19 protein-coding genes and 3 pseudogenes are annotated in these 22,914 nt (G+C 72.8%); 11 read left to right on the plus strand and 11 right to left on the minus strand.

The window, feature by feature from the left end; all coding sequences use genetic code 11:
• Nucleotide 1 precedes the first annotated feature (1 nt).
• From DQ392_RS36265 to DQ392_RS24690, 5 genes and pseudogenes are all read right to left on the minus strand, one after another.
• A pseudogene (locus tag DQ392_RS36265) lies at nt 2-418 on the minus strand (amylo-alpha-1,6-glucosidase); the annotation flags it as partial.
• 117 nt (nt 419-535) lie between these two features.
• A pseudogene (locus tag DQ392_RS36270) lies at nt 536-1,006 on the minus strand (glycogen debranching N-terminal domain-containing protein); the annotation flags it as partial.
• Nucleotides 1,007-1,010: 4 nt separating this feature from the next.
• Complete coding sequence (locus DQ392_RS24680; protein WP_245981906.1) at nt 1,011-2,456, minus strand: MGH1-like glycoside hydrolase domain-containing protein; 1,446 nt, start codon at nt 2,454-2,456, stop codon at nt 1,011-1,013.
• Entirely contained in the window at nt 2,453-3,283 is an 831-nt protein-coding gene (locus DQ392_RS24685; protein WP_114017897.1) for a sugar phosphate isomerase/epimerase family protein, read from the minus strand. The genes DQ392_RS24680 and DQ392_RS24685 overlap by 4 nt, the downstream gene beginning before the upstream one ends.
• A 32-nt stretch (nt 3,284-3,315) precedes the next feature.
• Nucleotides 3,316-3,570: pseudogene (locus DQ392_RS24690) on the minus strand (oxidoreductase); the annotation flags it as partial.
• A 73-nt stretch (nt 3,571-3,643) separates the two neighbouring features.
• On the opposite strand from DQ392_RS24690, the gene DQ392_RS24695 reads away from it, so the two are divergent.
• Nucleotides 3,644-4,531 carry a Gfo/Idh/MocA family protein gene (locus DQ392_RS24695; RefSeq protein ID WP_114017898.1) on the plus strand — a complete coding sequence of 296 codons (888 nt, stop codon included), beginning with the start codon at nt 3,644-3,646 and terminating at the stop codon, nt 4,529-4,531.
• A gap of 5 nt (nt 4,532-4,536) precedes the next feature.
• Here DQ392_RS24695 and DQ392_RS24700 read toward each other — a convergent pair whose 3' ends face one another.
• Nucleotides 4,537-6,153 carry an ABC-F family ATP-binding cassette domain-containing protein gene (locus DQ392_RS24700; protein WP_114017899.1) on the minus strand — a complete coding sequence of 539 codons (1,617 nt, stop codon included), beginning with the start codon at nt 6,151-6,153 and terminating at the stop codon, nt 4,537-4,539.
• 287 nt (nt 6,154-6,440) lie between these two features.
• Here DQ392_RS24700 and DQ392_RS24705 point away from each other — a divergent pair, with 287 nt between their 5' ends.
• Nucleotides 6,441-7,124, plus strand: coding sequence for a nitroreductase family protein (locus DQ392_RS24705; protein WP_114017900.1), 684 nt, complete (start codon nt 6,441-6,443; stop codon nt 7,122-7,124).
• A gap of 72 nt (nt 7,125-7,196) precedes the next feature.
• Complete coding sequence (locus DQ392_RS24710; protein ID WP_114017901.1) at nt 7,197-8,261, plus strand: DUF8094 domain-containing protein; 1,065 nt, start codon at nt 7,197-7,199, stop codon at nt 8,259-8,261.
• A 63-nt stretch (nt 8,262-8,324) separates the two neighbouring features.
• Here the strand turns inward: DQ392_RS24710 and DQ392_RS24715 are convergent, their stop codons facing one another.
• From DQ392_RS24715 to DQ392_RS24725, 3 genes are all read right to left on the minus strand, one after another.
• A complete protein-coding gene (locus DQ392_RS24715; RefSeq protein WP_114017902.1) occupies nt 8,325-10,733 on the minus strand; it encodes a Tex family protein in 2,409 nt (802 codons plus the stop codon).
• Nucleotides 10,734-10,883: 150 nt separating this feature from the next.
• Nucleotides 10,884-11,756 (minus strand): SCO6745 family protein, encoded by an 873-nt coding sequence (locus DQ392_RS24720; RefSeq protein WP_114017903.1) that lies wholly within the window; start codon nt 11,754-11,756, stop codon nt 10,884-10,886.
• 76 nt (nt 11,757-11,832) lie between these two features.
• Nucleotides 11,833-12,627 carry an enoyl-CoA hydratase/isomerase family protein gene (locus DQ392_RS24725; RefSeq protein WP_114017904.1) on the minus strand — a complete coding sequence of 265 codons (795 nt, stop codon included), beginning with the start codon at nt 12,625-12,627 and terminating at the stop codon, nt 11,833-11,835.
• A gap of 365 nt (nt 12,628-12,992) precedes the next feature.
• On the opposite strand from DQ392_RS24725, the gene DQ392_RS35425 reads away from it, so the two are divergent.
• Nucleotides 12,993-13,523, plus strand: a complete 531-nt coding sequence (locus DQ392_RS35425) for an ATP-binding protein (protein WP_425470604.1) — start codon at nt 12,993-12,995, stop codon at nt 13,521-13,523.
• Nucleotides 13,524-13,704: 181 nt separating this feature from the next.
• Here the strand turns inward: DQ392_RS35425 and idi are convergent, their stop codons facing one another.
• Together idi and galE are read right to left on the minus strand one after the other, a co-directional pair.
• Entirely contained in the window at nt 13,705-14,265 is a 561-nt protein-coding gene (idi, locus tag DQ392_RS24735) for an isopentenyl-diphosphate Delta-isomerase (RefSeq protein ID WP_114018030.1), read from the minus strand.
• A 249-nt stretch (nt 14,266-14,514) separates the two neighbouring features.
• Entirely contained in the window at nt 14,515-15,516 is a 1,002-nt protein-coding gene (gene galE, locus DQ392_RS24740) for a UDP-glucose 4-epimerase GalE (protein WP_114017906.1), read from the minus strand.
• A 237-nt stretch (nt 15,517-15,753) separates the two neighbouring features.
• On the opposite strand from galE, the gene DQ392_RS24745 reads away from it, so the two are divergent.
• The 7 genes from DQ392_RS24745 to DQ392_RS24775 all read left to right on the plus strand — a co-directional run bounded on the left by DQ392_RS24745 (nt 15,754) and on the right by DQ392_RS24775 (nt 22,835).
• The gene (locus DQ392_RS24745) at nt 15,754-17,532 is read left to right on the plus strand and encodes a DUF5941 domain-containing protein (protein ID WP_114017907.1); all 1,779 of its coding nucleotides are present in this window, start codon (nt 15,754-15,756) and stop codon (nt 17,530-17,532) included.
• Nucleotides 17,529-18,266 carry a phosphocholine cytidylyltransferase family protein gene (locus tag DQ392_RS24750; protein ID WP_114017908.1) on the plus strand — a complete coding sequence of 246 codons (738 nt, stop codon included), beginning with the start codon at nt 17,529-17,531 and terminating at the stop codon, nt 18,264-18,266. Before DQ392_RS24745 ends, DQ392_RS24750 begins: the two co-directional genes overlap by 4 nt.
• Complete coding sequence (locus tag DQ392_RS24755; RefSeq protein WP_114017909.1) at nt 18,254-19,315, plus strand: iron-containing alcohol dehydrogenase family protein; 1,062 nt, start codon at nt 18,254-18,256, stop codon at nt 19,313-19,315. The genes DQ392_RS24750 and DQ392_RS24755 overlap by 13 nt, the downstream gene beginning before the upstream one ends.
• A complete protein-coding gene (locus DQ392_RS24760; RefSeq protein ID WP_114018031.1) occupies nt 19,293-20,072 on the plus strand; it encodes a CDP-alcohol phosphatidyltransferase family protein in 780 nt (259 codons plus the stop codon). Before DQ392_RS24755 ends, DQ392_RS24760 begins: the two co-directional genes overlap by 23 nt.
• 50 nt (nt 20,073-20,122) lie before the next feature.
• A complete protein-coding gene (locus tag DQ392_RS24765) occupies nt 20,123-20,995 on the plus strand; it encodes a glycosyltransferase family 2 protein (protein WP_114017910.1) in 873 nt (290 codons plus the stop codon).
• Nucleotides 20,996-21,061: 66 nt separating this feature from the next.
• Nucleotides 21,062-22,003, plus strand: coding sequence for an ABC transporter permease (locus DQ392_RS24770; protein ID WP_114017911.1), 942 nt, complete (start codon nt 21,062-21,064; stop codon nt 22,001-22,003).
• Entirely contained in the window at nt 21,990-22,835 is an 846-nt protein-coding gene (locus DQ392_RS24775; protein WP_114017912.1) for an ABC transporter ATP-binding protein, read from the plus strand. Before DQ392_RS24770 ends, DQ392_RS24775 begins: the two co-directional genes overlap by 14 nt.
• Nucleotides 22,836-22,914: the final 79 nt, after the last annotated feature.

The following is a 22,914-nucleotide window of genomic DNA, read 5'->3' on the forward strand; positions in this document are numbered from 1 at the left end:
CTCAGCACCGCGCCGGGTCGCCGTCCAGCGCGGTCAGCAGGGCCAGCGGGGTGGCGGCCGCCCAGGCCTGGGGGGAGCAGGCGTGCGGGTACGGCACCGGGCCCTGAGGGTCGGCGCGGGGGTAGCCGGCGAGCACCTCGGGCAGCCGGTAGCCGTGCCGGGCGGCCGCGTCCAGCAGGCCGCCGGTGAGTCGGCGGAGCTCCTCGCGCAGTCCGTAGCGGGCCAGGCCCAGGGCGATCAGGGCGTTGTCCTGGGGCCAGACGCTGCCGCGGTGGTAGGAGAGCGGATGGTAGGGCGTCTGTCCCGCCGCGAGCGTACGGACGCCCCAGCCGGAGAAGAAGTCCGGCTCCATCAGCCTGCGCCCCACCGTCCGTCCCCGCCCCTGTTCGAGGATGCCGGACCACAGCAACCGCCGCGCCGTACCTGAGCCCCCACCGGTCGCGTCGGCCCCGTCTGTCCCGTCCGGCCCGTGCACCGTGAGAGGGGCGGGATCCGCCGTCACGACCGTGCGTGCGTGCCAGTCCGCGCCACGCAGGTAGCGGAACTCGACGCCGTCGGTGCGGCGGTCGCTGCCGGGCGCGGCTCCCGGCTTGGTGAACACGCGGTGCTGTGCGCGCAGTTCCATCTGGTCGGCGAAGTCGGCGTCGGCCGTCAGCGTGAGGCGTACGGTCGCCGCCGCACCCTCGTTGCCGACGACGCGCAGCAGCTCCGTCAGCGCGCCGTCGGCGACGGCCTGTTCGCGGAAGACGGTGCAGGCCGGGGGCGCCTCACGGGTACCGCGCGGGGTCAGCACGGCGCAGCCGCCACCGTCGCCCGCGTCCCCGGGCACCAGCACGACGGGTGCCGCACCGTCCAGCGTCAGCTCCCAGCGGCTCAGATGGCGGGCGTCGCGGCGGAACAGCCCGTGCGGCACGGTGGCCGCCGGCGCTTCGGCGATGTCGCCTGAGGGGGTCAGCACCGCGAACGTGCCGTCGTGCACGAGCATCCGGTGCTCGGTCGCCGTCATCGGGTCACGAGTCCTTCCTCGGAGCGGGCACGGGCGCCGGATCCTGGCGGGCCCGCCGTGCGAGCAGGTCGAGAGCGAGCGCTGCCGTCCAGCTGAAGTCACGGGTGCCGCGGCCCGCACCGGTGTAGGGGTCGACGTACTCGGCGAAGTGGCTGTCCTCCGCCGCCCGCAGAATCTCCCCCGCCAACGCGTCGGCCCGCTCACCGGCACCGTGGAGCCGGAGCCCGCGCTCCAGCAGCCAGTTGACGTTGAACCAGGCGGGCCCGCGCCAGTAGCGGTGCGGGTCGAAGGCCGCGCCCCGCAGGTCGTAGCTGGGCAGCAGCCGCACCGTCGTGCCCAGGCCGAAGTGGGCGCCCCGTACGGTCTCCAGCAGCGCCCCGGCCACCGCCGGCGGCAGGTCGGGTGCGAGCAGGGGGAGCAGCCCGGCCGCGCTCCTGGCCCGCACCAGCCGCCCGGTGACCGGCCCCGCGCCGTCCGCGCGAAGGTCCCGGCTGAGGAACTGTCCCGCCTCGCGCGACCAGAGCCGCGCCACGAGGGCGTCCGTCAGCGCGGCGGCCCGCTCCCGGTGGACGTCCGGCTCACCGCCGAGCGCCTGGGTGATCCGGGCGAGGGCGTGCTCGGAGGCGGCGAACAGCGCGTTGAACCCCGGGTCCTCGACGGCGAACGGGTGCGCGGCGGCGGCGTCGCGGTAGCCGTGGTCGCGGTACTCGGCGGCCAGCCGCACGTACCGTCCGTAGTCCAGGTCGGTGGGCCGGTCGGCGGCCGCCCCGTGCACCAGGTCGGCACGGCGGAAGGAGTCCGCCGCCGCGGGCTCGATCCGGGCCAGCGGACCGTCCCAGCACGGGCTGTTGTCCATGCCCGGCTCCCACGGGTGCACCACGGCCGCCAGACCGCCGCCGCCCAGGTCGCGCCGGTCGGCCAGATACCGGTGCCAGGCCACCAGGCGCGGGTGGACCCGGGCGAGGAAGCCGCGCCGGGCCGACGCCTCGGGGTCGGCCCTGTGTACCAGCCACGCCGCCAGCGCGTGCACCGGCGGCTGCACGATCCCGGACGTCTCCAGCGCCCGGGGCGCACCGGCCGCCGCTCCCGCCGTCGAGGAGCGCCAGAAGTCCGGGCTGGGGAAGTAGGCGCCCAGCGGCACCGCACGGTTGAAGACGATGTGCGGGATCCGCCCGTCTCCCCACTGCGCGCCCAGCAGCGTCTCCAGCTCGCGCTGCGCCCGCAGCGGCGAGAGGTGACGCAGTCCGATCGCGATGAACGCCGAATTCCAGCTCCACTGGTGCGGATACAGCCCGTGGGAGGGCACCGTCGAGTGGCCCGTCCAGTTGCCGATCAGTACCCGGCAGGCGCTGCGCCGCAGCGGCGGGGCCGCCTGCCCGAACGCCCGCGCGGGAGCGGGCGGCGGCGCCGGAGCCGGATCCCGGTCCACCGCCACGGCCGGAGACGTCATCGGCCGGCCCCGCTCGGTGCGGCGCCGCTCATCCGGGCCAGGAACGGCGGTACGGAGCGCACGGCCTCCGCCGGGTCGAGGTGCGGGGTCAGCCGGCACTCGAGCGCCAGGTGCCCCCGGTAACCCGCGCTCTCCAGCGCGCCGAGCCACGCCGCCCAGTCCAGATGCCCCGCGCCCGGCTGGAACCTGTTGGAGTCGCTGACCTGGGCGTGCCCGATGTAGGGGGCCGCCGCCAGGATCGCGGCCGGCGGGTCGGCCTCCTCAATGTTCATGTGGTAGCTGTCGATACCGACGCGCACCGAGTCGAGCCCCACGGCACCGATCAACTCGACGGCCTGCTCCAGCCTGTTGACCATGTGGTCCTCGTACCGGTTCAGCGGCTCCAGGAAGAGCGTGACCCCCTCGGCGCGGGCGTGCTCGCCCAGCTCCGTCAGCCCGGACAGCAGGACCTCGCGCTCCTCCTCCTCGCCGCGCGGCGGGGTGAACGGCGGCAGCCTGCGGGAGAACATGCCGTAGGAGGCCGGGGTCTGCGCCCCCGCGCCGCCGAGTTCGGCGATGACGGACAGCTGCGACTTCATCTGGGCGAGGGCGTCCCGGCGCCGGTCTCGGTCGAAGGCGGCGAAGAAGTGCGGCATGTCGACGCAGACCGTCGGCATGGGAACGCCGTCCGCCTGGGCCTTGCGCAGCGCGGGCAGGCGCTCGCGGAAGTGGAAGTCGCCCTTTCCCCGGAGTTCGATGCCGTCGTAGCCGGCCGCTGCGGCGAACTCCCACTTCTCCTGGAGGGTTGCGCCGGGGAGAAGCTGCTCCTGGCAGGCGGTGCGGAACATCTGTGGCCTTTCGTGGTGGGTGGCGGGCGGGGTCAGAACGCGAGCACCATCTGCAACGCTTCGCCGGGCCGTTCGTCCAGCAGCTCGTACGCCTGTGCCGCGTCCGCGACCGGCAGCACGTGGCTGACCAGCGAGGCCACGTCCACCCTGCCTTCCTTGACCAGGCGCAGGAAGGTGCGCTGCAACCGCTCGACACTCCAGCGGCCGTCGAGCGCCTGCGGGACGCCTCCGATCTGCGAGCACACCAGTTGGGCCCGGTTGTGGTGGAACTCGTCCCCGAGCCGCAGCACGCCCGGCTGGCCGCCTCCGCCACGGCCGCCGGGTGACCTATTCCCGCCCCGTACACAGGAGAACAGCACCGTGAATCCAGTCTGGCCCCACCCGCCGATACGCGTCGGCCTCGTCGGCGCCGGACCCTGGGCCCGCACCATGCACGCCCGGATGCTCGCCGCCGGGCCCGAGACCGAGCTGGCGGCCGTCTGGGCCCGCAGGGACGAGGCGGCCACCGCCCTCGCCGCCGAGTACGGGACGAAGGCCGCGGCCTCCTTCGCGGAACTCCTCGACGCGTGCGAGGCGGTGGCCTTCGCGGTGCCGCCCGCCGTCCAGGCCGAACTGGCCCCGCGAGCCGCCCGCGCCGGCCGGGCCCTGCTGCTGGAGAAGCCGCTCGGCCCCGACCTGGCGGCCGCCCGCGCCGTCGCCGACGCGGTGGCGGACAGCGGCGTCGTCTCCCAACTGGTCCTCACCAAGCGGTACCACCCCGCCACCCGCCGCTTCCTGGAACGGGCCCGCGCGACGACCGTCACCGGCGCCCGCTCCTGCTACCTGCACGGCGCCTTCCTCGGCGGCGACCAGGCCACCACCTGGCGCCTGGAGCACGGCGCCCTCCTCGACCTCGGCCCGCACCTGCTGGACCTGCTCGACCTGGCCGTCGGCCCGGTCACCACCGTGCGCTCCACCGGCGACCCGCGCCGCTGGATTGAGCTGACCTGCGCACACGAGAACGGCGCCGTCAGCCAGGCGTCCCTGTCCGGTGCCGTGGCACTGCCCCGGGCCCGCACCCGCATCGAGCTGTACGGGCCCGAGGACGCGGACGAACTCGTCCACGACACCGCCGGTCTCGACCACGAGGAATGCTGGCCGGTACTGCGCCGCGACTTCGCGACCGCGGCGCGCGGCGGCCGCGCCGGCGACCTCGATGCCCGACGCGGGCTGCGGCTCCAGGAACTGCTCGCCCAAGCACTGCGCTGAACGCCTCACAGCTCCACCGGGTCCACCTCCCGCAGCTCCCCGTCCACCAGGCCCAGCCACCGGGTGATGCCCACCTCGTGCAGGAACGGGACGTCGTGGCCGGCCACCACCAAGGCGCCCTCGTAGGCCGCCAGGGCCTGCCGCAGCTGGCGGACGCTCGCCATGTCCAGGTTGTTGGTGGGCTCGTCCAGCATCAGCAGCTGGGGACCAGGCTCGGCGAGCATCACGGCGGCGAGCGTGCCGCGGAAGCGCTCGCCGCCCGAGAGGGTGCCCACCTGCTGGTCGGCCCGCGCGCCCCGGAAGAGGAACCGCGCCAACTGGGCCCTGATCCGCTGGTTGGTGGCCTGCGGCGCCAGCTTCGCCACGTTCTCCACCAGGGACAGCGCGTCGTCGAGGACGTCGAGCCGCTGGGGCAGATACCGCAGCGGCACGTGCGTGCGGACCTCGCCCGACACCGGCTCCAGTTGCCCGGCGAGGGTACGCAGCAACGTCGTCTTGCCCGCGCCGTTCGACCCGACCAGCGCGATCCGGTCGGGGCCGTTGACCCGCAGCGTCGCCCGCGCGCCGTTCCGCAGCTCCGCGTCCTGAAGGCTGAGGACCTGCCGCCCGCGCGGCACCGCGGTGAACGGCAGCTCGACGCGGATCTCCGCGTCGTCCCGCACGCGTTCCTCGGCCTCCTCCAGCCGCTCCTTGGCCTCCTCCAGCCGCTGCTCGTGCATGATGCGGTGCTTGCCCGCCGACTCCTGCGCCGCCCGTTTGCGCAGCTTCATCACGGCCCTGGGCTCCCGCTTGTTCGCGTACGCCTTGTTGGCGAACCGTTCCCGCCTGGCCAGCTTCGTATGGGCCTCGGCAAGCTCCCGCTTCTGGCGTTTCAGGTCGGTCTCGGCCACGCGCACCATGCGCTCGGCCGCCTCCTGTTCGGCCTCGACCGCCGCCTCGTACGCCTCCAGATTGCCGCCGTACCAGGTCACCCCGCCGTCGTGCAGCTCGGCGATCCGGTCGACGAGAGCGAGGAGTTCGCGATCGTGGCTGACCAGCACGAGCACGCCGGGGAAGGACGCGACCGCGTGGTGCAGCCGCCGCCGCGCCACCCGGTCGAGATTGTTCGTGGGCTCGTCCAGCAGCAGCACGTCAGGCCGGGCCAGCAGCAGCGCCGCCAGCCGCAGCAGCACCGACTCGCCGCCCGAGACCTCGCCGATGGAGCGGTCGAGACCGACGTGCGCGAGACCGAGCTCGTCCAGCGTCGCCCGTGCGCGCTCCTCCACGTCCCAGTCGTCGCCGACGGCGGTGAAGTGCTCCTCGGCGACGTCGCCCGCCTCGATGGCGTGCAGCGCCGCGCGGGCGCGGGCGATCCCCAGCGCCTGATCGACGCGCAGCGACGTGTCCAGGGTCAGGTCCTGCGGCAGATAGCCGACCTCCCCGGCGACCTTGACGCTGCCCACCTCGGGCCGCAGTACGCCGGCGATCAGTTTCAGCACGGTGGACTTTCCGGTGCCGTTGAGCCCGATCAGCCCCGTGCGCCCGGGGCCGAAGGACAGGTCGAGATCGGTGAGGACGGGCGTACCGTCCGGCCAGGAAAAGGCCAGCCGGGTACAGGTCACAGCGGGGGAATGGGTATTCACGGGGGCCTCCTGGTCGCCTCGCGAAGGGCGGTGGACAACGCGGGAGACACCGGACCCCGAAGACGGGATACACGGGGGCGGAAACCAGCAGGAGAGCGGCTCCGACACGGGGTCGGCTCACTTCCGAGGTCACACACGTGGCACACAGAGCGGGGCACACGGCGTCTCAGACCTCAGACGAGCAAGACCTCTCCGATCAACGACAACAGAGCCGCCCGAAACCATACGGGCCGCCCGCCCGCCGTGCAAGACTTTTCGGGCACGCGGCGGTGTGCTGTGCTGCCGGTATGGTCCATACCACGCAGTCCGATCCGGGGCCTGCCCGGCACCCGACCGTGCCGCTGCGCCCGATGCGGGTCACCGCCCAGCAGGCCGAAGAGCGCGCCGAGGCGTTCCACGCCCTCATGGAGCGGCGCCGCACCGTCCGCGACTTCGACCACCGGCCCCTGCCCGAAGGGGTGCTGGAGTGGGCCGTGCGCACCGCTTCCACCGCACCCAGCGGGGCCCACGTCCAGCCGTGGCGCTTCGTCGTGCTCACCGACCCCGAGCGCAAACGGCGGCTGCGCGAGGCGGCGGAGGCAGAGGAGCGCGAGTTCTACGGACGCAGGGCCTCCGACGAGTGGCTGACGGCCCTCGCTCCGCTGGGCACCGACGCGCACAAGCCGTTCCTGGAGACGGCGCCCGCCGTCATCGTCGTCTTCGAGGTCCACAAGGGCCCGCACACGCCGCGCCCCTACTACACGAAGGAGTCCGTCGGTATCGCCGTCGGCTTCCTCCTCGCCACGCTCCACCAGGCGGGCCTGGCCACCCTCACCCACACGCCCAGCCCCATGCGCTTCCTCAACGAGGTCTGCGAACGGCCCGCGGAGGAGCGCGGCGCCTACGTCATCCCCGTCGGCTACCCGGCCCCCGACGCACGGGTGCCCGACCTGCGGCGCAAGCCACTGGAAGAAGTGATGATCGTGTTGTGACCATCCTGCCGTCCCGCCCGTGCCCGGCACCGTGCATACTCCTGCTCACCACAGTGACGAAGGGGAACACACATGCACAGTTGGGCACGGGGGACAGCAGGTCTCGCCTGCGCGGGCAGCCTCGTCCTCGCGGCGGCCGGGTGCGGCGGCTCGGACAGCGCGCGGGACGCGGCAGGCGGCGGAGCCAAGGCCGCGGACGCCGAGGACCGGCCCGCGAGAGGGGTCGTCACCCGCGCGCAGGCCGGCAAGATCTTCGACCGCTACGAGCGCATCAACAACCGGGCCAACAAGCACTCGGACGCGAAAGTGATCTCCCAGGCCGAGGCCGGTCCCCTCTACCAGGAGAGCAAGGCCACCTTCCGGCTCCAGAAGAACTGGAAGAAGAAGCGGATCGAGGAGTACAAGGAGCCCTTCAACTACATCGACCGGAAGTTCTACATACCGCGCAAGGGCACCGCCGACTGGTTCGTGATGGTGGCCCACTCCAAGAGCCCCGGCCAGAAGAAGAACACGTACCCGGGCATCTTCGTCATGCAGAAGAAGAGCCAGGGCTGGCGGCTCGTCGCCGCCAGCTACAGCGACACCACCAAGATCCCGCGCATCGCCCAGGACAAGGACGGCTTCGCGCAGCCCGTGACCGACCCGGACAAGAAGCGCGGCGCACTCGCCCCCTCCGGCCTCTCCGACGCCCTGTTCGACCTCTACAGCGAGGAAGGGGCGACCGAGTCCACCGGGTTCGCCTCCTCCAAGGCCACCCGCTGGATCCGCAAGGTGCCCAAGACCCAGAACAAGCTGCTCAGCCCCTACGCCGAGGCCGTCTTCAGCCGCGGCGAGTCCGGCGACGAGCAGCTGCACGCGCTGCGCACCAGCGACGGCGGCGCGCTCGCCCTCTTCAGCACGCAGGTGCGCGAGCACGACCGGGGCACACAGGCGACCGCCACCATCCACCCCTCCGGCGAGATGAAGGTCTACGTCGGTGAGACGGGACGGCCCTCCTTCTTCGTCGACTGGCTGCACCAGTCCAGCGCCCACCTGCCGCCCCACGGCAAGGCCCGGCTGCTGTCCTCCGAATACATCATGACGGGCGCGGCGCCCGGCACCGATTCCGAGGGCCGCATGCCGGGCGTCACCAGCTGAGGCGCGCTCCGGTGGTGTCCGCGTCCCGCCAGGGCACGGACACCACCGGAGCGGTACGGAACCTCAGGCCAGGCCGGCCCGGCGCAGCGCCTCCGCCATCTCGCTGTTCGCCGGCGCGGACGCGGCGGACCCGCGACGCTGGCCTCCGCCGCCGCCCTTGCCGCCCCCACCGCCCTTGCCGCCGCCGTTCCTGCCGCCCTCGCGGGGCGAGCCCTGGCGCTGGCGCGGGGCGCCGCCCCGCTGCTGCTGCCGGTCGCGGGAGCCGCCACGGCGGCCCTCGCCGCCCTGCGCGCCCGGCTCGTCGTCGAGGCGCAGCGTCAGCGAGATCCGCTTGCGCGCCTCGTCCACGTCCAGTACGCGGACCTTGACGATGTCGCCCGGCTTGACGACGTCGCGCGGGTCCTTCACGAACGTCTTGGACATGGCCGAGACGTGGACGAGTCCGTCCTGGTGGACGCCGACGTCGACGAAGGCGCCGAACGCCGCGACGTTCGTCACCACCCCCTCCAGCACCATGCCGGAGGCCAGGTCGCCCAGCTTCTCGACGCCCTCCTTGAAGCTCGCCGTACGGAAGGCGGGTCGCGGGTCGCGGCCCGGCTTCTCCAGCTCGCCCAGGATGTCGGTGACCGTCGGCAGACCGAACGAACCGTCCACGAACTGCTGCGGATCCAGGGCCCGCAGCACCTTCGTGTTGCCGATCAGCGACGCCACGTCGGTACCCGAGGTGGCGACGATCCCGCGCACCACCGGATACGCCTCCGGGTGCACCGCCGAGGCGTCCAGCGGGTCCTCGCCGCCGCGGATGCGCAGGAAGCCGGCGCACTGCTCGAACGCCTTGGGCCCGAGCCGCGAGACGTCCTTGAGCTCCGTACGGCTCTTGAACGGCCCGTTGGCGTCCCGGTGGGCGACGATGTTCTCCGCGAGGCCCGAGCCGATGCCCGAGACCCGGGAGAGCAACGGCGCCGAGGCGGTGTTGACGTCCACACCGACGCCGTTCACACAGTCCTCCACCACCGCGTCCAGCGAGCGCGACAGCTTCACCTCGGACAGGTCGTGCTGGTACTGGCCGACGCCGATGGACTTCGGGTCGATCTTGACCAGCTCGGCCAGCGGGTCCTGGAGGCGGCGGGCGATGGAGACGGCGCCGCGCAAGGACACGTCGAGGCCGGGCAGCTCCTGGGAGGCGTAGGCGGACGCGGAGTACACCGAGGCGCCCGCCTCGGAGACCATCACCTTCGTCAGCTTCAGTTCGGGTTTGGCGGCGAGGAGTTCACCGGCGAGCTTGTCCGTCTCCCGGGAGGCCGTGCCGTTGCCGATGGCGACCAGCTCGACCTCGTACGTCTCGGCGAGCGCCGCGAGCCTGGCCAGGGCCTCGTCCCACTGCTTCTGCGGCGCGTGCGGGTAGACCGTGTCGGTGGCGGCGACCTTGCCCGTCGCGTCGATCACCGCCACCTTCACGCCCGTACGCAGCCCCGGGTCGAGGCCGAGGGTGGCACGGGTGCCGGCGGGCGCGGCGAGCAGCAGGTCACGCAGGTTGGTGGCGAAGACCCGCACCGCCTCGTCCTCGGCGACCGTCCGCAGCCGTGTGCGCACATCGATGCCCAGGTGGACCAGGACACGCGTACGCCACGCCCAGCGCACCGTCTCGGCCAGCCACGCGTCGGCCGGACGCCCCTCGTCGCGCACGCCGAAACGCTGCGCGATGGAGCGCTCGTAGGACGTGGGGCCCTCGCTCTGATCACCCGCGGGCTCCGGGGCGAGGGTCAGGTCGAGGACCTCCTCCTTCTCGCCGCGCAGCATGGCCAGGATCCGGTGCGAGGGCAGCTCGGTGAACGCCTCGGAGAAGTCGAAGTAGTCGGCGAACTTCGCGCCCTGCGCCTCCTTGCCCTCGCGCACCGTGGCGGCCAGCCGGCCGCGCTCCCACATGCGCTCGCGCAGCTCGCCGATCAGGTCGGCGTCCTCGCCGAAGCGCTCGGTGAGGATGGCGCGGGCGCCCTCCAGCGCCGCTGAGGCGTCCGCGACGCCCTTGTCGGCGTCGACGAAGGCGGCGGCGGCCACGGCCGGTTCCACCGTCGGGTCCGCCAGCAGCCCCTCGGCCAGCGGCTCCAGACCGGCCTCGCGGGCGATCTGCGCCTTGGTGCGCCGCTTGGGCTTGAACGGCAGGTAGATGTCCTCGAGCCGCGCCTTGGACTCGGCGGCACGGATGCGCGTCTCCAGCTCCTCGGTGAGCTTGTCCTGCGAGCGCACGGACTCCAGGATCGCCTCGCGCCGCTCCTCCAGCTCCCGCAGATAGCGCAGCCGCTCCTCCAGTGAGCGCAGCTGCGCGTCGTCGAGCATCTCGGTCGCTTCCTTGCGGTAGCGCGCGATGAAGGGCACGGTCGACCCGCCGTCGAGCAGCTCGACAGCGGCACGGACCTGCCGCTCGCGTACGCCGAGCTCCTCGGCGATCCTGCCTTCGATGGTCGTCGTCACGATGGTTGGTTCCGCCTTCTCGGTGCTGTGGTCCCCCGGTAGGCATGCATTGTGGCAGGCCGGTCCGACACCCGGGCGCAGGCGGGCGCCGTCGGAGCCGTTACGCGCGGGCGCGGGACGGCTCCGCACGCGGCGCTCGGCGGGCTCCGCTCAGTCCTTGCCGAACGCGTCAGCGGGGAAGGCGCCGGCCTCGGCCGCGGTGCGCGCGAAGTCCGACGCCAGCTCGGTCAGCCGGGCCACGTCCGCGGCGCCCAGCAGCTCGTAGGGGCGGCGGTCGAGCCGGTCGGTCTCCTCCTCCAGGTGCTTGCGCAGCGCGGTGCCCTGCTCGGTCAGCTCCCCGTCGTCGCCCAGCAGCCCGCGCTCGGTCAGCCTGCGCTGCGCGGCCGCCCAGTCCTGCGCGTTGTAACCGCGGGTGCTCATGGCCCACTTCGGGCTCATACCGCGCCCGCTGGCCGTGTGGCTGACCACGGCCTCCAGCGCGTCGAGCTCGGCGTGCTGGAGCGCGGCGATGTGGCCGTCCCCGCGGTGCTCGCGCAGCAGCGTCGCGGCGTGCCACAGCGCCAGGTGCGGGGCCGTCTCGAGCGGTGGGGTGGGCAGGTCGGCGTTGGCGGAGTGGAGCGGACGTCCGGAGCGGGTGCAGCCCTCGGCGGCGCGCAGGGCCAGCCGGGCGGCCTCGGCCATCTGCGGGGAGGCGACGGTCTCCTCGCCCAGCAGGTGCCGCAGCGTCGCGTCGACGGCCCGCAGCCGAGCGGCCAGCACGGTCTCGGGGGAGGCCGCGTCCCACACCTCGGGGACGAAGCGGGCGACCAGGGAGTGGCTGTAGTTGTAGAACGTGGCCGTCACCGTGCCGGCGCCCACGGCACCCAGCGGCGCGGAGCGCGTGGCCAGGTTGATGGCGTGCGGGTCGTCGATGCCGTAGGGCGCCAGTTCCCTGCCCAGCGCGGGTGAGAAGTACAGCGCGGAGTGCAGGACGTTGAGGGCGTTGTGACAGCGCCGCCCGGCGCGTTCGGGAAGTGACGTCATGCCCGTACGCTACCGGGCGGTACGGTCGACCAGAAGGGCAGGGGAACCGGCTGTTCCGCTCGGCCGGGGCCCCGTGTCACAGCCGCCAGTCGAAGCGTGCCTCCCTGCGCTCCAGGAAGGCCGCCACCCCCTCGGCTGCCTCGTTGCTCCCCGCCGCCTCGCGCTGCCAGTGCGCGAGGCGGTCGGGCCCCGTGTGGCCGTCGGCGAACTCCTTGGCGGCGGCCTGGGTCAGTGCGGAGCGCGCCGTCAGCGCGTGCGCGAACGCGGTGACCCGTTCGTCCAGCGCGCCGGCCGGGTGCACCTCGTCGACCAGTCCGGTGCGCAGCGCGCGTGCGGCGCCGACGAGTTCCCCGGAGAAGAGCAGGAACTTGGCGGTCGCCGGTCCTGTCAGGCGTACCAGGCGCTCGGTGGAGGAGGCCGGGTAGACGATGCCCAGCCTGGCCGGGGTGATGCCGAAGAGCGCGTCGTGAGAGGCGAAGCGCAGGTCGCAGGCGGCGGCGAGCTGACAGCCGCCGCCCACGCAGTGTCCGCGTACGGCCGCGAGCGTCGGCTTGGGGAAGGCCGCCAGTGCCTCCTCGGCCGCCACGGCGAGCGTCTGCTGCTCCCGCGCCGCGCCGCCTGCCGTGTGGCCGTCCGCCGCGTGACCGTGCGCGGCGTCGCGGAGTGCGCCGATGTCCGCGCCCGCGCAGAAGGTGCCCTCCGCGCCGGTCAGTACCAGCACCCGTACCCGGGGCTCGGCGGCCAGTTCGGCCAGCAGCACGGGGAGCCGGCGCCACATGCCGGGGGTCATCGCGTTGCGCTTGGCCGGATGGTGGACGGTGACCGTGGCGACGCCCGCGTCGTCGCACGCCATGAGCAGGGTGGGCTCCATGGTGCGTGATCGTATCCGCAGCCCGCCAGGTTTCTGTCAGCGCGGCGACCGGGGCGGTAAGTCTTCTGTCAAATGCCATCGATAAGTGCCCAGTTGCGGTCAGCCGCACAGACGGGCCCCGTGCGGTACCACCATTCAGCGCAAGTGCATCTGCAAGTACAGACCAGATGTGTGGCCCACGAGTCCGACCGAGAGAGCGGGGTACTCAGATGGAGAGCCGCGGTGCACAGCGTTCCGCCGTCATCGACGAAGCCCCCACGGCCACCGGGAGAACACCGTCCCCGGCCGCGGGGAGCACCGGGCAGACGGGCACGGCGAACCGGGCCGCGACGGCCGCGCCGCTGCCCGAGCGCGGCGAGCGGTCCGTGCACCGCACCGTCGGATGCGCGCGCGACGGCGGGCCCGAGTACGCGCGCACCCGCACGCAGGCGCCCGTTCAGGAGGGCGCCTGGCGGCCCGCCCAGGAAGGCGCCTGGCAGGAGGGCAGCTGGCGGTTCACCGCGCCCGCCGCCGACGCCTCGGTGCCCCGGCTCCGCCACGCCGTGCGCGACCTGCTGGCGCGGCAGCCCACACACGTCCCCGACGAGACGCTCCAGGGCGTGCTGCTGATCCTCTCGGAGCTGGTCACCAACGCGGTGCGGCACGCCGCGCTGCTCTCACCGACGATCGCGGTCGAGGTCTCGCTGGGCGGCGGCCGGCTGCGGGTGGCCGTCGAGGACGGCCACCCCTACCGGCCCAAGGCGCTGGCCGCCGAGCCGACCGGGGAGCACACGGGCGGCCGCGGGCTGCTGCTGGTCAAGGCGCTCACCGCGGAGGCGGGCGGCGTCTGCGACGTGGAGCAGACCGGCGCGGGCGGCAAGGTCGTCTGGGCGGCACTGCCGTTGGCTGCCGCCTAGGGCTTCCTGCGGCTCTTTTGTCGGCCGGCTCCCAGCCGACCAGCCCCAGCCGACCACGGGGTGCCACTGGCCGTGGGGTGCGGTCCGCGGGTGGGGTGTGGTCGGCCGCGCAGTTCCCCGCGCCCCCTTCGGGGCGCGTCCAGTTCCTCGCTGCCGTGCTGAGGGCAGCTGTCCCGTCAGGTCACCAGTCGCCGGCGCCGGCTGTGACCTCGCGGGCCGCGGGGCGTGCGGCGTCCAGCACGGTCATGAACCAGGTCGAGAAGGTGTCCGTCGCGTGCCGCTTCTCCAGTTCCCCCGCGGTCACGAACGCGACCTCGGCGATCTCCTCCGGGTCCGGCCGCAGTTCCTCGCGCAGCAGCCCCACGAACAGGTGGTTGAACTCCTGCTCCACCAGGCCGGAGGCCGGGTCCGGGTGGTTGTAGCGGACGGTGCCCGCCTCCCGCAGCAGCGCGGGCTCGACGCCCAGTTCCTCGCCGACGCGCCGGGTGGCGGCGGCGAACGGCGCCTCGCCGGGGTACGGATGCCCGCAGCAGGTGTTCGACCAGACGCCCGGCGAGTGGTACTTGCCCAGCGCGCGGCGCTGGAGCAGCAGCCTTCCCTCGTCGTCGAAGAGGAAGACGGAGAAGGCGCGGTGCAGTCGGCCGGGCGCCACATGGGCGGAGAGCTTCTCCGCGGTGCCGATCGTCGTCCCGTCCTCGTCGACCAGTTCGAGCATGATCGGGGCCGCTGAGCTGTTCGCCATGGTCATCCTTCTCGTGGGCCTGGGCCGGTGGGCAGCGCGACCCAGTGTGCCGCAGGTTGCGCCGCAACTGAGCATTCTGCGCGAATCTGTCGCTTTCGCGCACGAGCGTGCCGCTGTCCGATCGCGCGAGCCCTCTTCGTGTCCGCCGCGTCGCCGTGCGTGCCGTTCAGAGGCCCTCACCCGGCAGCCGGCACGGCGCGGTCGGCACGGTGCCGTGCGGCCGGCACGGCGCCGACCGCACCGTGCGGCTCAGCCGGCCGCGGTGCGCGCCTCGGGGTGCCGCAGCAGCCAGCCCTCCCACGCCGTGGCGACCATCTCGCGCACCCCGAACCGCGGCTGCCAGCCCAGCTCCTCGCGGATGCGCCGCGCCGAGGCGACCACCCGCGCCGGGTCGCCCGGGCGGCGTGGCCCCACTTCGGGCGCGGGCTCGTGCCGCCCTGTGACCTCGGCCACCAGCTCGGCCATCTCCCGCACGGAGACGCCCTCGCCCGTGCCCACGTCGAGCGTCAGGTCGCGGCCGTCCGCGGCGCCGCCGCCCGCGGCCATCGCGCTCGCGGCGGCGGCGTGCGCGTCGGCCAGGTCCTGGACGTGGATGTAGTCGCGGACACACGTGCCGTCCTCGGTGGGGTAGTCGTCCCCGAAGATCCTGGGCGCCTCGCCGCGCGTGAGGGCGTCGAAGAACATCGGCACGATGTTGAAGACCCCCACGTCGGCCAGTTCGGGCGCGGCGGCGCCCGCGACGTTGAAGTAGCGCAGACAGGCGGTGTTGAGCCCGTGGGCGCGGCCCGCGGCCCGCACGAGCCACTCTCCGGCCAGCTTCGTCTCCCCGTAGGGGTTCATCGGCACCGTCGGCGTCCGCTCGGTGACCAGGTCCACGTCGGGCATCCCGTAGACGGCGGCGGAGGAGGAGAAGACGAACCGGCGTACGCCCGCGTCCACCACGGCCCGCAGCAGGCACGCCAGGCCGTGCACGTTCTCCTCGTAGTAGCGCAGCGGCTGCTCGACCGACTCGCCCACCTGTTTTCTGGCCGCGAGATGGATCACACCCGTCACCCGGTGCTCGGCGAGCGTGCGGGACAGCAGCCCCGCGTCCGTCACCGAGCCGCGCACCAGCGGCACCTCGGCGGGCAGCCGCTCGGACAGGCCCGTGGAGAGGTCGTCCAGCGCCACGGCCCCCTCGCCCGAGGCGGTCATGGCCCGCGCGACGTGCGCGCCGATGTACCCGGCGCCACCTGTGATCAACCACGTCATGTCCCGCACCCTATCGGCCCCGGTTGTGAGCCGTGCCGGTGATCGACCATGCTGGTGCGCGCGGGTGCGCCACCGGCAACAGCGGGCCGATGAACGCTCGGTGAAGGCTCGTTCCGACGATCGGATACTCTCTGCCGACGTGCTGCCGGCCCCGAGGGGCGACGGCGCACGCTGCCCGCTGCCTTCGTTGTCCCCTTCCTCGCGCGGGCATGCCAGCTTCCAAGGAGTGAGTTCGTTCTGTCGACCGCCATCCTCACCGGTCCGCCGGTCGCCGGGTCGTCGCTGGAGTCCGACCTGCGCTCCCTCGGCTTCGACGTGCGCGTGGCCGACGACGCGACCGCTGTGGGCGCCCACCTGGCAGCGACGGCGGCCGGCGAACGGCTCGCCCTGGTCGACCCCCGCTTCGTGGGGCACACCCACGCGCTGCGGCTCGCGCTGAAGGACCCCCGCTTCGCGGCGGGCGCGCTGCCCGGCGTGCTCGGCCTCACACCGGAGGCGCGCGCCGCGCTGGCGCCGCGGCTGGCGGGCGACCCCGACGAGGCCGCCCGTGCGCTGGAGGCCGCCGGGGTCGAGGTGCACCGTCCCGAGCTGGGCGTGCTGGTCGCGGACGTGCCCGCGAACGAGACGGCGCGCCGGGAGCGCGAGCAGGCCGTCGCCGCCGTCGACGACGAGCAGGTGCGGCTGCGCTCCGCGGTCAAGTCCCGCGACGGCTTCTTCACCACCTTCTGCATCAGCCCCTACTCGCGCTACGTCGCCCGCTGGTGCGCCCGCCGGGGGCTGACCCCCAACCAGGTCACCACCGCCTCGCTCGTCACCGCGCTGATCGCCGCCGCCTGCGCGGCCACCGGGGAGCGCTGGGGCTTCGTGGCGGCCGGCGTGCTGCTGATCGCCTCGTTCGTCCTGGACGCCGCCGACGGCCAGCTCGCCCGCTACGACCTCCAGTACTCCACGCTCGGCGCCTGGCTGGACGCCACCTTCGACCGCGCCAAGGAGTACTCCTACTACGCGGGCCTGGCGCTGGGCGCCACCCGCGGCGGCGGTGACGACGGCGTGTGGGCGCTCGCGCTCGGCGCCATGCTGCTGATGACCGCGCGGCACACCGTCGACTTCTCCTTCAACGAGGCCAGCCACGACGACTCGGCCAACAGCAGCCCCACCGCCGTGCTCTCCCAGCGGCTGGACTCCGCCGGGTGGACGGTGTGGGTGCGCCGGATGATAGTGCTGCCCATCGGCGAGCGCTGGGCCCTCATCGCCGTCCTGACGGCCGCCACCACGCCGCGCGTCACCTTCGTGGTGCTGCTGATCGCGGGCGCCTTCGCCGCCTGCTACACCACCGCTGGGCGGCTGCTGCGCTCGGTGCGCCGCAGGGCGCGTACGGACCGCGCCGCCGAGGGGGTGCGCGCGCTCACCGACAGCGGCCCGCTCGCCGAGCTCGCCGCCCGTCTGCTGCGCCCGGTCGCTCTGCCGGGCCTCGGCGTGCCCGCGCTCGCCCTGCTGGGCGGCGCCGTGATCCTGGCCACCGCGTGGGCCACGCCGCTGGGCAGCTACTGGCCGGTTGTGGCGGCCGCCTTTTACGCGCTGTGCTCCGGGGTGGCGCTCGCCCGGCCGCTCAAGGGCCCGCTCGACTGGCTGCTGCCCCCGATCTTCCGCATCGCGGAATACGGCACGATCCTGGTGCTGGCCGCACGCTCCGGGGCCGACGGCGCGCTTCCCGCGGCCTTCGGGCTGGTCGCGGCTCTCGCCTACCATCACTACGACACGGTGTACCGCATCCGCGGTGGCACCGGAGCGCCTCCGCACTGGCTGGTGCGGGCGGTCGGGGGGCACGAAGGACGGACCCTGGTGGTCGCTGCCGTCGCCGCCCTCTGGCTGGGCGGCGGGCACCCCGAGGGCTTCATCTTCGCGCTGACCGCGCTCGCCGTGGTCATCGCGGTCCTGGTGCTCGTCGAGAGCATCCGTTTCTGGGTGTCCTCGCAAGCACCCGCAGTACACGACGAAACAGGAGAACCCGCATGATCGGCCTCGTGCTGGCCGCCGGCGCCGGACGGCGTCTGCGCCCCTACACCGACACCCTGCCCAAGGCCCTGGTGCCCGTCGATGGCGAGACCACCGTCCTCGACATCGCCCTGGCCAACTTCGCCGAGGTCGGTCTCACCGACGTCGCGGTCGTCGTGGGCTACCGCAAGGAGGCCGTCTACGAGCGGCAGGCCGAGCTGGAGGCCAAGCACGGCGTCAAGCTCACCCTGATCGACAACGACAAGGCCGAGGAGTGGAACAACGCCTACTCCCTCTACTGCGCCCGTGAGGTCTTCAAGGAGGGCGTGCTGCTGGCCAACGGCGACACCGTGCACCCCGTCTCCGTCGAGAAGACGCTGCTGGACGCGCGCGGCAACGGCCAGAAGATCATCCTGGCGCTGGACACCGTCAAGGACCTGGCCGACGAGGAGATGAAGGTCGTCGTCGACCCCGAGAAGGGCGTCCAGAAGATCACCAAGCTGATGGACCCGGCCGAGGCCACCGGCGAGTACATCGGGCTGACCCTCATCGAGGCCGAGGCGGGCGCCGAGCTGGCCGACGCGCTCAAGGCCACCTTCGAGAAGGACCCGCAGCTCTACTACGAGGACGGCTACCAGGAGCTGGTGGGCCGCGGCTTCAAGGTCGACATCGCCCCGATCGGCGACGTCAAGTGGGTCGAGATCGACAACCACGACGACCTCGCCAAGGGCCGGGAGATCGCATGCCAGTACTGACCCGCCTCATTCCGTCGCCGGTCGTCGTGGACATCTCCCGCGGCGCCCTGGACGACCTGGCGGGCCTGTTGGCCGATCAGCGGATCTCCACCAACGGCAAGCTCGCCTTCGCGATCAGCGGCGGCTCGGGCGCGGCGCTGCGCGACCGTTTCGCGCCGCTGCTGCCCAACGCCTCCTGGTACGAGGTCGGCGGCGGCACCCTGGACGACGCGATCAAGCTCGCCGACGCCATGAAGTCCGGCCGCTACGACGCGGTGGTCGGGCTCGGCGGCGGCAAGATCATCGACTGTGCGAAGTACGCCGCTGCCCGCATCGGACTGCCGCTGGTCGCCGTCGCCACGAACCTGTCGCACGACGGCCTGTGCTCGCCCGTCGCCACCCTCGACAACGACGCGGGCCGCGGCTCCTACGGGGTGCCCAACCCGATCGCCGTCGTCATCGACCTCGACGTCATCCGCGAGGCGCCCGAGCGCTACATCCGCTCCGGCATCGGCGACGTGATCTCCAACATCTCCGCGGTCAAGGACTGGGAGCTGGGCCACGAGCAGCGCGGCGAGGCCATCGACGGGCTCGCCGCCGCCATGGCCCGCCAGGCGGGAGAAGCGATCCTGCACCACCCGGGCGACGTGTCCGACGACGGCTTCCTCCAGGTGCTGGCCGAGGGCCTGGTGCTCACCGGCATCTCGATGTCGGTCGCGGGTGACAGCCGCCCGGCGTCGGGCGCCTGCCACGAGATCAACCACGCCTTCGACCTGCTCTACCCCAAGCGGGCCGCGCCCCACGGCGAGCAGTGCGGACTCGGCGCCGCCTTCGCCACCTACCTGCGCGGGGACAAGGACACGGCCAAGCTGATGGTCGAGGTGCTGCGCCGGCACAAGCTGCCGGTGCTGCCCGCGGACATCGGCTTCGACCGCGACGAGTTCGTCGAGGCCGTCGCGTACGCACCGCAGACCCGCCCAGGGCGGTACACGATCCTCGAACACCTCGACCTGTCCACCGACCAGATCAGGGACGCGTACGCGGACTATGCACAAACCATCGGTAGCTGAGCTGCGGCCGGTCGTTCACCCCGCCGGGGTGAAGGACCGGCGCAGCGGTGAGCACTGGGCCGGCCGGCTCTACATGCGCGAGATCTCGCTGCGGGTGGACCGGCACCTGGTGAACACCCGGGTCACGCCCAACCAGCTGACGTACGTGATGACGCTCGCCGGCGTCCTGGCGCTGCCCGCGCTGCTGTTGCCCGGGATCGCCGGGGCCGTGCTCGGCGTGCTGATGGTCCAGCTGTACCTGCTGCTCGACTGCGTCGACGGCGAGGTGGCCCGCTGGAAGAAGCAGTTCTCGCTGGGCGGGGTCTACCTGGACCGGGTCGGCGCCTACCTGTGCGACGCGGCGGTGCTGGCCGGCTTCGGCCTGCGCGCCGCCGACCTGTGGGGGAGCGGGCGCATCGACTGGCTGTGGGCCTTCCTGGGCACTCTGGCCGCGCTCGGCGCCATCCTGATCAAGGCCGAGTCCGACCTGGTCGGCGTCGCCCGGCACCAAGGTGGGCTGCCGCCGGTCAAGGAGTCGGCGTCCGAGCCGCGCTCCTCCGGGATGGCGCTGGCCCGCAGGGCCGCGGCGGCGCTGAAGTTCCACCGGCTGGTCCTCGGCATCGAGGCGTCGCTGCTGATCCTGGTGCTGGCAGTCGTGGACCAGATCCGCGGGGACCTGTTCTTCTCCCGGCTGGGCGTCGCCGTCCTGGCGGGCATCGCGGTCCTCCAGACGCTGCTGCACCTGGTGTCCATCCTCGCCTCCAGCAGGCTGAAGTGACAGGGGGCGACGTGAACCAGGACAGCCGGGACAGTCAGGACGCAGCGACGATGCGACTGGGGGCTGTCGTGCTGACCATGGGCAACCGCCCCGAGGAGTTGCGCGCGCTGCTCGACTCGGTGGCCGGGCAGAAGGGCGAGCGGATCGAGGTCGTGGTCGTCGGCAACGGCGCGCCGCTGCCCGACCTGCCCGACGGTGTCCGCACGGTCGAGCTGGAGGAGAACCTCGGGATCCCCGGGGGCCGCAATGTCGGCATCGAGGCGTTCGGGCCCTCGGGCCGCGAGGTGGACGCGCTGCTCTTCCTGGACGACGACGGGCTGCTGCCCTCGCCCGACACGGCCGAACTGGTGCGCGAGGCGTTCGCGGCCGATCCCGGCCTCGGCATCATCAGCTTCCGCATCGCCGACCCGGACACCGGCGTGACCCAGCGGCGCCACGTCCCCCGGCTCCGCGCCTCAGACCCGATGCGCTCCTCGAAGGTGACCACCTTCCTCGGCGGCGCCAACGCCGCACGCACCAGAGTGCTGGCCCAAGTCGGCGGTCTCCCCGACGAGTTCTTCTACGCCCACGAGGAGACCGACCTCGCCTGGCGTGCGCTGGACGCGGGCTGGTCCATCGAGTACCGCGCCGACATGGTGCTGCACCACCCCACCACGGCGCCCAGCAGGCACGCGGTCTACCACCGCATGGTGGCCCGCAACCGGGTCTGGCTGGCCCGCCGCAACCTCCCGGCCCCTCTCGTCCCGGTCTACCTGGGCGTCTGGCTGCTGCTGACCCTGGCGCGCCGCCCCTCCATGCCGGCGTTGAAGGCGTGGCTGGGCGGCTTCAAGGAGGGCTGGGCCACACCCGCGGGCCCCCGCCGCCCCATGCGGTGGCGTACGGTATGGCGTCTGACGCGGCTCGGACGCCCGCCCGTGATCTGACAAGCTCTCCCTTTGAGAGCATCGGCTCCCAAACACCTGCGCAGTGTGAGGACGAAAGTTTCCATCGTGAGCGAGACAACCCACGACAGTGCCGTTGGTGTGACGCCCCCGCCGTCACCGGACGACGGTCTGACCCCGGCCGAACTCGCGGCCAAGTACGGCCTGTCGGTGAGCGGGGCGCGCCCTACGCTGCCCGACTACGTGCGGCAGCTGTGGGCGCGGCGGCACTTCATCCTCGCCTTCTCCCGGGCGAAGCTGACGGCGCAGTACAGCCAGGCCAAGCTGGGCCAGCTGTGGCAGGTCGCCACCCCGCTGCTGAACGCGGCGGTCTACTTCCTCATCTTCGGCATCATCATGGGCGGTCGAGAGGGGATCCCCGGCGGGCAGGGCCGCTACATCCCGTTCCTGGTCACCGGCGTGTTCGTGTTCACCTTCACCCAGACCTCGGTGCTCAACGGCGTGCGGGCGATCTCCTCGAACCTGGGGCTGGTGCGGGCGCTGCACTTCCCGCGGGCCTCGCTGCCCATCTCGATCTCGCTCCAGCAGCTCCAGCAGCTGCTGTTCTCGATGATCGTCCTGGTCGTCATCCTGCTCGGCTTCCGTGAGCTGCCCGGCTTCTCGTGGCTGCTGGTCGTCCCGGTCCTGGCCTGCCAGTTCGTCTTCAACACCGGGCTCGCGCTGATCATGGCGCGGCTGGGCAGCAAGACTCCCGACCTGGCGCAGCTGATGCCGTTCATCACCCGCACCTGGCTGTACGCCTCGGGCGTGATGTTCTCCCTGCCGTACATGCTCACCAAGCACAACGCGCCCGACTGGCTGGTCGACGTGATGCAGGGCAACCCCGCCACGGTCTACATGGACCTGATGCGGTACGCGCTGATCGACGAGTACGGGGTTTCGGACATGTCGCCGCTGGCCTGGCCGCTCGCCGTCGTCTGGGCGGTCGTCTTCGGCATCGGCGGATTTGTTTTCTTCTGGAAGGCGGAGGAGCGTTATGGCCGTGGCTGAGCAAACCGAGCGCAGCGGAGCGAGGGCCCAGTCCGGTACGAAGACCGAGGCCCAGGCCGAGCGGACCCCGGCCCCGTGGGTGCCGACCGTCGTCGCGGAGGACCTGCACATCGTCTACCGCGTCTACGGCGGCGCCAAGGGCAAGGGCAGCGCGACCGCGGCGCTCAACCGGATCATCCGCCGCAAGCCGGGCGGCGGCATGCGCGAGGTGCACGCGGTGCGGGGCGTCAGCTTCACCGCCTACCGCGGCCAGGCCATCGGCCTGATCGGCTCCAACGGCTCCGGCAAGTCCACGCTGCTGAAGGCCGTCGCGGGGCTGCTGCCGGCCGAGCGGGGCCGCGTCTACACCGACGGCCAGCCCTCGCTGCTGGGCGTGAACGCGGCGATGATGAACGACCTGACGGGCGAGCGGAACGTCATCCTCGGCGGCCTGGCCATGGGCATGTCCCGCGAGGAGGTCGCCCGCCGCTACCAGGGCATCGTCGACTTCTCCGGCATCAACGAGAAGGGCGACTTCATCACCCTGCCGATGCGCACCTACTCCTCGGGCATGGCGGCCAGGCTGCGCTTCTCGATCGCCGCGGCCAAGAACCACGACGTCCTCATGATCGACGAGGCGCTGGCCACCGGTGACAAGAAGTTCCAGAAGCGCTCCGAGGCCCGCATCCGCGAGCTGCGCAAGGAGGCCGGGACGGTCTTCCTCGTCAGCCACAACAACAAGTCCATCCGCGACACCTGCGAGCGGGTGCTGTGGCTGGAGAAGGGCGAGCTCCTCCTCGACGGGCCCACCGACGAGGTCCTCAAGGAGTACGAGAAGTTCACCAGCAAGTAGCCCGCTCCTCAGCGGCGTCTCGAACGGCGAGTGGCCCGCGCCCCCACGGGGGGCGCGGGCCACTCGCCGTTCGGCGGAG

The organism is Streptomyces reniochalinae (assembly GCF_003323735.1).
Classification (GTDB): domain Bacteria; phylum Actinomycetota; class Actinomycetes; order Streptomycetales; family Streptomycetaceae; genus Streptomyces; species Streptomyces reniochalinae.

What these genes read in the sequence shown, in the direction of transcription:
- DQ392_RS24680 (WP_245981906.1), bottom strand. Translation starts at nt 2,456, where the DNA reads ATGACGTCTCCGGCCGTGGCGGTGGACCGGGATCCGGCTCCGGCGCCG.
- DQ392_RS24685 (WP_114017897.1), bottom strand. Translation starts at nt 3,283, where the DNA reads ATGTTCCGCACCGCCTGCCAGGAGCAGCTTCTCCCCGGCGCAACCCTC.
- DQ392_RS24705 (WP_114017900.1), top strand. Translation starts at nt 6,441, where the DNA reads ATGGTCCATACCACGCAGTCCGATCCGGGGCCTGCCCGGCACCCGACC.
- DQ392_RS24710 (WP_114017901.1), top strand. Translation starts at nt 7,197, where the DNA reads ATGCACAGTTGGGCACGGGGGACAGCAGGTCTCGCCTGCGCGGGCAGC.
- DQ392_RS24720 (WP_114017903.1), bottom strand. Translation starts at nt 11,756, where the DNA reads ATGACGTCACTTCCCGAACGCGCCGGGCGGCGCTGTCACAACGCCCTC.
- DQ392_RS24725 (WP_114017904.1), bottom strand. Translation starts at nt 12,627, where the DNA reads ATGGAGCCCACCCTGCTCATGGCGTGCGACGACGCGGGCGTCGCCACG.
- idi (WP_114018030.1), bottom strand. Translation starts at nt 14,265, where the DNA reads ATGGCGAACAGCTCAGCGGCCCCGATCATGCTCGAACTGGTCGACGAG.
- galE (WP_114017906.1), bottom strand. Translation starts at nt 15,516, where the DNA reads ATGACGTGGTTGATCACAGGTGGCGCCGGGTACATCGGCGCGCACGTC.
- DQ392_RS24750 (WP_114017908.1), top strand. Translation starts at nt 17,529, where the DNA reads ATGATCGGCCTCGTGCTGGCCGCCGGCGCCGGACGGCGTCTGCGCCCC.
- DQ392_RS24755 (WP_114017909.1), top strand. Translation starts at nt 18,254, where the DNA reads ATGCCAGTACTGACCCGCCTCATTCCGTCGCCGGTCGTCGTGGACATC.
- DQ392_RS24760 (WP_114018031.1), top strand. Translation starts at nt 19,293, where the DNA reads ATGCACAAACCATCGGTAGCTGAGCTGCGGCCGGTCGTTCACCCCGCC.
- DQ392_RS24765 (WP_114017910.1), top strand. Translation starts at nt 20,123, where the DNA reads ATGCGACTGGGGGCTGTCGTGCTGACCATGGGCAACCGCCCCGAGGAG.
- DQ392_RS24775 (WP_114017912.1), top strand. Translation starts at nt 21,990, where the DNA reads ATGGCCGTGGCTGAGCAAACCGAGCGCAGCGGAGCGAGGGCCCAGTCC.